We start from the raw sequence: 7,304 nt of genomic DNA on the forward strand, positions 1-7,304 counted from the left end.
GCCGGCCAGCCGGGTCGCCGGCCAGCCGGGTCGCCGGTCAGCGGCGGTGGGCGGCCAGGGCGACGAGGTACTGTCCGCCGCCCGCCTCGACGCTGGCGGTCACCGGCAGCCCGGGCACCAACCGGGAGAACCGGTCCACCAGCCAGTCGGCCGCTTCCTGGGCGTCCCGGCGGCTGGGGCAGCGGGCCACCAGTTCCCGGCCGCCCTTGCGTTCGAGCCGCTCGGCGACGGCGACCAGCGGTGCGGGCTCCACCACGCGCAGCCGGTCCGGCCAGGCGACGACCACCTTGACCGCGCCCTTGCGGGTGTTGCAGGCACGGTGCGCGAGCCGCTCGACGACCTTGGCCTTCCGGTCGGCGGTGCGGCTGTCGACGCTGGGCCCCCGGGGGTCGTTCACCGACCTGTCGGCGTCGACCGGCTCGTCGCACACCCAGCACCGCCAACCGTCGCGCTGGGCGACGTCATCGAGCAGACTCATCCGAGCAAACTAGCGTGGGTCGGCCCCCGCCGGCCGGCAGCCCCGGGCACGGCCGCCCACGAGGTCGCCGGACGGTGCCGGCGGGGACCGGCGACCCGGCGGGGCTTCGCCCTGATGTGTCAGGATTGTGCGATGGCAGTGATCGAGGTCGTCAAGGGTGACATCACGCGGGAGAACGTGGACGCCATCGCCACCGGCGTGTACGGCTACCCGCCCGACCGGGCCGCCCGCGTCGCCGTCGCGACCGTCCGGGCCACCCCGACGAACCTCGAACGGATCCGGCTCGTCGCGTTCGACGACGACACCCATGCCCACCTGCGGGACGCGCTGGCGGCGGCCGGATGACCCGCCCGGCCGGGACCGGCGACCGCGCCCTCCCCACCCCGGGTGGCCGGACCACGCCGCACCGGTCGCGATCTTTGGATGTGACGACGATCACACGGAAGCCGGACCCATTCCCGGTGGACCCGTCGTCTGACCGGGTGTGAGAACAGACCTGGACGCGGCCGACGAGGGTGAACTCGTACGACGCGTCGCCCGCGGAGACAGGCGGGCGTTCGACGAGCTCTACCGGCGTACCGCGCCGTGGCTGGAGGTGCGCCTGCGCCGTCGCTGCGCCGACCCCGACGTCGTCGCCGAGGTGCTCCAGGACACCTACCTGGCGGTCTGGCGGGCGGCGGGCAGCTTCGCCGGTCCCCGGGGCAGGGACAGCGCCGGGGCGCAGGGCAGCGCCGTGGGCTGGCTGTGGACCATCGCCGCCCACCGCCTGGTCGACGCGTTCCGCCACCGGGCGCGCAAGGGCCGACTGCCGCAGGTGGAGCTGATGCCGAGCACGGCCCCGGCCGCCGAGGACGAGGTGATGGCCGCGCGGATCGGCCAGGAGTTGGAACAGGCCCTGCTCGTCCTGCCACCCGAGGTCCGGGCCGCGCTGCGGGCCACCGTCCTCGACGGGCTCTCCTCGCGGGAGGCGTCGGTGCTGCTGGGCGTACCGGAGAACACCGTGAAATCCCGTGTCCGCCGAGCCCGCATCGCCCTCCGGGAGGCGCTGTCATGACCACCCACCCCAGCCTGTCCCAGATCGAACGCTACGCCGCCGGGGATCCGGAACTCGACGAACCCGGCGTCTGGGCGATCGAGGTGCACCTGGAGGACTGCGCCGACTGCCGCGCCCGGTTGGCCGGCAGCACCACCGGGGCGAGCCGGGCCGTGATCGACCAGGTCGCGCTGGTGCTGGACCGCGAGATCGCGACGGCGGCGGTGCCCGTCGGCCGCAGCCGGCCCTGGTCGGTGCTGCGACACCGCTGGTTCGTCGGCACGCTGCTGCCGTGGCTGGCGATGACCGGCACGGTGCTCGCGTGTGCGGCCGTACTCGGTGCGCTGTGGGTCGGCACCCCCTCGCTGGTGCTGCTCATCGCACCACTGGCACCGCTGCCCGGGGTGGCCGTCGCCTGGCACCGGCGGGCCGACCCGGCCTGGGAGCTGATCGCCGCCACGCCCGCCAGCGGTCTGACGATGCTGCTGCGGCGTACGGCTGCGGTGTTGGCGTTCGTCATTCCCGTGCTCGCGGTGGTCGGTGCCGGCACCGGGATGTCGCTTGCCCTGATGTTGCTGCCCTGCCTGGCGTTCACCGCCGCCACGCTCCTGTTGGGCACCCTCGTCGGGGTACGCCACGCTGCGATCGGACTGGTCACGGTCTGGACGCTCGCGGTGGTCGCCCCCAGCCTCGTCGCCGCCCGGCTGCCGGTGCTGCTGTCGGCGCAGAGCGCCCCCAGTTGGGCCCTGGCCACGGTCGTCCTGACCATCATGGCCCTCCTGCGGGCCAACGGATTCCGGCGGCTCTCCCACCACGGGTAACCCCCCACCCGCCACCCGCCACCCGGCCCTCCGGGCCGTATCCCACGCCGCCCCCAGGCGATCACTGAAGGAGATGACGACGATGCGTGCCGTGAGCGCGGTCGAGACGACCGCCACCACCTATCCCTGGACGATCCACGCGGAGGCCCTACAGGTCCGGGCCGGTCGGCACCTGGCCGTCAACGGCCTCGACCTGGCCCTGGGCACCGGCGTGCACGGGCTGCTCGGCCCCAACGGCGCGGGCAAGACCACGCTGATGCGGGCCCTGGCGACCGTCGTGGCCCCGGCCGGTGGCCGGTTGACGCTGCTCGGGCACCCGGTCAACGGCCGCGCCGAGCTGCGACCGGTGCGCCGCGACCTGGGTTACCTGCCCCAGCATTTCGGTTACTACCCCCGGTTCACGGTGCGCGAGTTCGTCGGCTACCTGGCCTGGCTCAAGGAGATGCCCAGGTCCGCCATCCCGGCGGCGGTGCAGCGGGCCATCGACCGGGTCGGGCTCACCGCCAGGGCCGACGCCCGGCTCAAGACGCTCTCCGGCGGCATGCTGCGTCGGGCCGGCATCGCCCAGGCCATCGTCAACGACCCGCGGCTGCTGCTGCTCGACGAGCCGACCGTCGGCCTCGACCCGGAACAGCGACTCGACTTCCGTGAGCTGCTGCGCGACCTCGGCACCGACAGTTGCGTGCTGGTCTCCACCCACCTGGTCGAGGACGTGGCGGCGGCCTGCACCGACGTCGTGCTGGTGAACGAGGGCCGCCTGGTGTGGCGGGGCACGCCCGAGGTGCTCGCCGCGCAGGGCGACGCGGGCCACGCCGGCGACAGCCCGGCGGAGCGGGGCTACTCCGCGCTGCTGCGTCAGCACCGCGCGGAGGCCGCCCGATGAGCGGGCGGACCGTCCACGCCGCACCGCAGCCCGAAGGAAAGCGGGGGGCCCGGATGAGCATCATGGGCATCGAACTGCGCCGCTCCGCCGCGGTCGGCGCTGCGCTGGTCACGGTGGTGGTCGGGGTCGGCGCGCTGTACGTGGCGACCGGCCGCTGGTCGAGTGGCTGGATGGCCCTGGCCCTGGCCATCCGGGAGTACCTGCTCCTGTTGTGGCCGCTGGCCCTCGCAGCCGGCGCCTGGCAGGGTCGCCGGGAGCACCGGGCGAAGGTCGGCGAACTGTTCGCCACCACCGCCCGGTCCCGCGCCGGGCGGATGCTGCCGGTGCTCGGCACGATGGCCCTCACCCTCGTGACCGCCTATCTCCTGGTGACCGTGGCGGGCATCGCCTGGATCGTCACCACCGCGTCGTACCTGCCCCTGCTGCACTTCGTCGTCGTCACCACGGTCGGTGCGCTGTCCCTGGTCGCTGCGGGGTGGCTCGGACTGGGGATCGGGCGGTTGCTGCCCGCCCTGGTGACCGCACCGGCGCTGGCGGTGGGCGGGGTGCTGCTGGTCTTCTTCGTCACCGTCGGTACGCCGGATCGGGTGGCCGCGGCGATCTCCCCGGCCCACGGCTCGGGCCCGTTCCACGACTACCAGACGATCGACAACCGGGTCAGCGGCGCGCTGGCGATCTCGATGATCACGCTCGCCGCCACCGGCCTGCTGTTGTACGTCGCCGACGGCTGGCGGGTCCGGGCGATGGCGGTGCTGCCGGTGCTGCTCGGGTTCGTGGTGGCCACGACGGTCCTCCCCCACGACCGGGACACGCTCAACTGGCCGGTCGACCCGGTCGCGCAGGAGCTGGTGTGCACCGACGACACCCCGACGGTGTGCGTCAGCCGGGTCCACGCCAAGGTGCTCGACACGGTGACCCCGCTGGCCCGGGAGGGCCTCACGGCGCTGGCGAAAATGCCTGATGCGGCGGCCGTCGTGCACGAGGACACCCGCACGATCACGTTCGACCAGGTCACACCGGTCACCAAGCCGGGTGTCGTCACGATCGAGATCCGAATCGACAAGCGGGGCCGGCTCGCCCACCCGGCCGCCGTGGTCCCCGAGATCGTCGGGCACCTGGGCGTCCCGTACGACGGCAAGTGCCAAGAGGGCGACGAGGTGGTCGAACGGGCGGCGGCCTACTGGCTCCTGGGCCGTGAGCCGCGGTCCGACGTGGGTGTGGTTCCCGGGATGATCGAGGAGGACCCCGGGATCAACCCCGAGGCGGTCACCCTGTGGCGGGGCCTACGTGACCTGCCCGAAGCGGAGGCGCTGGCCCGGGTCACTACGGTCCGCGACGCCCTGCGGGCCTGCCAGGACCCCACCGGGATGCTGTCGCGGAGTGCCCGGTGACCTGGACGCTGCTCTACCTACGGTCGCGACACGTGCCGCTGGCGCTGGCCGCCGCAGTCGGCGGGGTGGCGGCGCTCTGGGCGCTGTACCTGGCCTTCGCCAAGGAGCGGGACGTCACCCCGATGATGGTCGTCCTGACCGTCCTGCTGATGGTCACGGCGCTCGCGCCCACCCTCGCCGGCCCGGACGAGAACCTGGAGCGGACCGCGTCGGTGCGCTGGGCCTGGCGGCGCGCGGTGCACCTGCTCGCCGGCCTGCTGATCATCCTGGTGGTCCTGCTCGCCACGCGGCACACCGGAGCCCGGTTCGGGCCGGTCGCGCTGGTGGTCCGCGACGCCACCGGGCTGCTCGGTCTGATGGCGCTGTGCGCCACGGTGGTCGGCGCCGCCCGGTCCTGGTTCCTGCCACTGGGCTGGACCACCATCGCCGCCCTCTACCCACAGCCGGGCACCTGGGGAGCGGTCGCGACGTGGCAGGGCCAACCGCCCGACAGCCGGGCCGCCACGGTGGTGGCGGCGGTGCTCGCCATCGGTGGGCTGGTCACCTATGCGGTCGCCGGCCCGGCCCGCCGGGACCCGGCCGAGTAGTCCGCCGCCGACCGGCACGCCACCCGCACCGTGGGGTGGCGTGCCGGTCGACGGTCGCGCGGGCGGCGCTCCGGCTCGACCAGGCGCGCTGAGCCGCCGACGCACCGGCAACCGACCGGCGTGACGACCGTCGCCGGGCGCTGCCCACCGCCGTGGGCCTCGGCGCACCGGCCGACCGGCGTCAGGCCCCTCCCGCCCGGCCCGGTCCGGGCAACTCGACGCCGGTGAGCTGCGCGCACCGCAGGAGCAGTTCGTCCCCCAGCGGGTCGATCCGCGAGCGCTCCGGTCGCCAGTCCCGCGCGCTGACGTACCGTCCACTGGCCAGGGCCCCGGGGTCGACGTCCACGGCGAGGCGCACCAGTTCCCGCGCGGCGTCGTCCGGGCTCGTCGGTGCGGCGTCGCCGCCCATCCTGGTACGCACCCAGCCGGGATCGACCGCGTTGCTCAGCACACCGGGCCACCGGCGGGCCACCGCGAAGGCGAGCGCCAGGTCCAGCAGCTTCGTCCGGGAGTACGCCTCGACGCCGTGCCAGGGGCGGGTGTCGTACCGCAGGTCGGTCAGGTCGGCCAGCCCGTCGGCGGCCATCGCCGACGACACGAACACCAGCCGCCCGGGCGGCGGTGACAGCGCCGTCAGCAGGTACGGCGCGAGCACGTTGACCTGGAACGTCGACTCCAGTCCGTCCCGGGTCAACTCCCGCGTCGGCGCGTCGAGCCGGGCGATTCCCGCGTTGTGCACGACGGCGTCGAAGCGGCCGAACGCGGCCAACGACCGGGCGAGCGCCGTGGTCTCCTCGATGGAGCGCAGGTCGCCGACCACGATCCCGGCCGCGGCCGGAACCGCCGCCTTGGCCACCACCGCCCGTTCCTCGTTGCGGGCGTGCAGGACGACCCGGTGCCCACGGGCGACGAGTTGCGCCGCGGTGCGCTGACCGATGCCGTCCACCGAGCCGGTGACGAGAATGCTGCCCATGGTGTTCCTCTCTGCGTGCCGCCGCGCGCCCCGGCGCGACGACCGAGGAAAGCTCCTGACACTTGGCGGCGGCTGAACGCGGCCACCGACCGCCGCGCCAAGTCCGGCACAAGTGGTGCCTGCGTTGCTGTGGGCATGAAGAGACTCCTCGCCATCGGCCTGGCGCTCACCCTCAGCGCCGGTCTGACCGTGGTCGCGAACGGGACCGCGCTCGCCCGCCCCTACTGCGACGTGCCCGACCCGCCGCCGGCCTGTGACGACAGCCCGGCCGAGCCGACACCGCCACCGGTGGGCAGCGACAAGTATCCGATGGGCTGGCTGGAGTCGTGGGAGTACGTCGGCGGGGCGGTCCGGGTCAGCGGGTGGGCCAGTGATCCCAACGGCGGCCCGGTGCAGGTGACGGTGCAGACCGACGTACCACCTGCGGTGACCCGCCCGGCGAACCTGTGGCACGTCGAGCGGGGCGCGTTCGTCGGCTTCTCCTTCACGGTGCCGAGTTCGGCGCTGGCCGGGGTGCACGGATTCTGTGTCACCGCGAACAACGTGCCCGACGGCAGCCAACCGGTGCCCGAAGTCGCCCCGCTGTCCTGCCCGCAGTACCGCGTCACCCCGGCAGCGCCCAGCGCGTTGACGCTGTCCGCCGGGTACCAGGAGGGCAAGCGGACGCTGGACGTCACCTTCACCGACAACTCGGTGCGGGAGGACAACTACCGGATCGACCTGAGCTGGCTTCAGACCACCCCGGACGACACCCCCACCGATCCGGGGCTGCCGACCACCCCGCCGGGTGGACCCGCGCTGCCGACCCCGATACCCACCTGGGGTGCGCCGATCCCCACCACCGAGGTCGGCGTCGCCCGGGCGGTCATCTACGGCACCCCGGACACCGGACGACGTACCTGGCACTTCACCCACATGCCCCAGGCGTTCGTCCACGTCGTGGTGGTCTCGAACGAGGCCGGTCTGACCTCCCCCGCGCTCAGCGGGGGCATCTCCACCCGCTGACCTGCACCGCACCGCGACGGGGTTGGCGTATCCCCTGATGTGTGGCGGCGTTGAGCGTGAACGAGGACGGTCGGGCCGTGCTGCCGGTGTGGGTGGCCTGGAAGCCGACGTCGACCGAGGTGTTCGGCGCGAT

Annotated in this window: 8 protein-coding genes and 1 pseudogene; 7 read left to right on the forward strand and 2 right to left on the reverse strand. The window is 73.9% G+C overall.

The annotated features are described in order from the left end of the window. Window positions 1-37 precede the first annotated feature (37 nt). A complete protein-coding gene (locus tag AB0K25_RS28240; RefSeq protein WP_219460570.1) occupies window positions 38-478 on the reverse strand; it encodes a hypothetical protein in 441 nt (146 codons plus the stop codon). A 186-nt stretch (window positions 479-664) separates the two neighbouring features. Here AB0K25_RS28240 and AB0K25_RS28245 point away from each other — a divergent pair. From AB0K25_RS28245 to AB0K25_RS28270, 6 genes and pseudogenes are all read left to right on the forward strand, one after another. Then, a pseudogene (locus AB0K25_RS28245) lies at window positions 665-823 on the forward strand (RNase III inhibitor); the annotation flags it as partial. Between the two features lie 139 nt (window positions 824-962). Then, complete coding sequence (locus AB0K25_RS28250) at window positions 963-1,532, forward strand: sigma-70 family RNA polymerase sigma factor (protein ID WP_219460563.1); 570 nt, start codon at window positions 963-965, stop codon at window positions 1,530-1,532. Further along, entirely contained in the window at window positions 1,529-2,332 is an 804-nt protein-coding gene (locus tag AB0K25_RS28255; protein WP_219460561.1) for a hypothetical protein, read from the forward strand. Before AB0K25_RS28250 ends, AB0K25_RS28255 begins: the two co-directional genes overlap by 4 nt. 82 nt (window positions 2,333-2,414) lie before the next feature. Continuing rightward, window positions 2,415-3,215, forward strand: coding sequence for an ABC transporter ATP-binding protein (locus AB0K25_RS28260; protein ID WP_219460559.1), 801 nt, complete (start codon window positions 2,415-2,417; stop codon window positions 3,213-3,215). Further along, the gene (locus tag AB0K25_RS28265) at window positions 3,212-4,606 is read left to right on the forward strand and encodes a hypothetical protein (RefSeq protein WP_363823646.1); all 1,395 of its coding nucleotides are present in this window, start codon (window positions 3,212-3,214) and stop codon (window positions 4,604-4,606) included. The genes AB0K25_RS28260 and AB0K25_RS28265 overlap by 4 nt, the downstream gene beginning before the upstream one ends. Then, window positions 4,603-5,193: a hypothetical protein gene (locus AB0K25_RS28270; RefSeq protein ID WP_363823648.1), complete on the forward strand. Its 591-nt coding sequence runs from the start codon at window positions 4,603-4,605 to the stop codon at window positions 5,191-5,193. Before AB0K25_RS28265 ends, AB0K25_RS28270 begins: the two co-directional genes overlap by 4 nt. Window positions 5,194-5,374: 181 nt before the next feature. Here AB0K25_RS28270 and AB0K25_RS28275 read toward each other — a convergent pair whose 3' ends face one another. Beyond that, the gene (locus AB0K25_RS28275; protein ID WP_219460555.1) at window positions 5,375-6,166 is read right to left on the reverse strand and encodes an SDR family NAD(P)-dependent oxidoreductase; all 792 of its coding nucleotides are present in this window, start codon (window positions 6,164-6,166) and stop codon (window positions 5,375-5,377) included. A gap of 135 nt (window positions 6,167-6,301) precedes the next feature. Between AB0K25_RS28275 and AB0K25_RS28280 the strand changes: the two genes are divergently transcribed. Next, the gene (locus AB0K25_RS28280; RefSeq protein ID WP_219460552.1) at window positions 6,302-7,171 is read left to right on the forward strand and encodes a hypothetical protein; all 870 of its coding nucleotides are present in this window, start codon (window positions 6,302-6,304) and stop codon (window positions 7,169-7,171) included. Window positions 7,172-7,304: the final 133 nt, after the last annotated feature.

Source organism: Micromonospora sp. NPDC049257 (genome assembly GCF_040678915.1).
Classification (GTDB): domain Bacteria; phylum Actinomycetota; class Actinomycetes; order Mycobacteriales; family Micromonosporaceae; genus Micromonospora; species Micromonospora antibiotica.